This window comes from Oleiphilus sp. HI0128, from assembly GCF_001635365.1.
This window is the reverse complement of sequence record NZ_LWGG01001333.1, coordinates 1-1259: the sequence shown is the minus strand read 5'-3', so window position 1 is coordinate 1259 and position 1259 is coordinate 1. Positions and strand designations below refer to the sequence as shown.

At 47.7% G+C, this 1259-nt stretch carries 1 protein-coding gene; it reads left to right on the top strand.

The genetic code is table 11. The features are described 5' to 3' along the window. Positions 1–1259 (top strand): glutamate synthase-related protein (locus tag A3763_RS22255; protein WP_255376636.1); only part of this gene is annotated, 1259 nt, incomplete at both ends.

The window sequence follows — 1259 nt, the reverse complement described above, 5'->3', positions numbered from 1 at the left end:
TCGCGGTATTGGTAAGGGCTTGTTGAAGATCTTATCGAAGATGGGTATTTCTACAATTGCTTCTTACCGTGGCGCTCAATTGTTTGAAGCAGTAGGTCTTGCAGACGATGTTGTTGACCTATGCTTTAAAGGTGTCGCAAGTAGAATTCAGGGTGCTGATTTTGAAGACCTGCAATCAGAGCAAGCACTGTTGGCTAAAGAAGCTTTCAAGGCGCGTAAATCGATCCAGCCAGGTGGTTTACTGAAGTTTGTTCACGGTCAGGAATATCACGCCTTTAACCCGGATGTTGTCAATACAATTCAGCAAGCAGTTGAGTCGGGCGATTACTCTGTTTACCAGAAGTACGCAACCTTGGTAAATGAACGTCCAGCGTCATCCTTAAGGGATTTGTTTGCTTTAAGTGATTCTGCTAAAGAGATTCCTTTAGACGAAGTAGAGCCGGTAGAGAATATCTTCCCTCGTTTTGACTCGGCAGCAATGTCTTTGGGAGCTTTGTCTCCTGAAGCACATGAAGCACTTGCTGTTGCAATGAACCGTCTAGGTGGCCGCTCTAACTCTGGCGAGGGTGGTGAAGATGCAGCGAGATTTGGTACGGAAAAACGTTCCAAGATCAAGCAGATCGCATCAGGCCGATTTGGTGTAACGCCACACTACTTGCGTAATGCTGATGTCTTGCAGATCAAAGTTGCCCAAGGTGCGAAGCCCGGTGAAGGTGGTCAGTTACCAGGTGGTAAGGTAAATAACCTGATTGCGACATTAAGATATTCGGTGCCAGGTGTGACCTTGATTTCACCGCCACCGCATCACGATATTTATTCTATCGAAGACTTGGCGCAGCTAATCTTTGATTTGAAGCAAGTTAATCCAAAGGCATTGGTTTCTGTGAAACTGGTATCTGAACCGGGTGTTGGTACTATCGCCGCAGGTGTTGCCAAGGCTTATGCTGATTTGATTACAGTTTCCGGTTATGACGGTGGCACGGCTGCAAGTCCGCTAACCTCTATCCGATATGCGGGTTCTCCTTGGGAGCTTGGTTTGAGCGAGGCTCACCAGACTCTGCGCGGCAATGACTTGCGTGGCAGCGTCCGTCTGCAAACCGATGGCGGTTTAAAGACAGGTCTGGATGTTGTTAAAGCGGCGATACTGGGTGCCGAGAGTTTTGGTTTCGGTACCACGCCTATGGTTGCTTTGGGTTGTCGTTATTTGAGAATTTGTCATTTGAACAACTGTGCGACGGGTGTTGCGACTCAGAACGAAT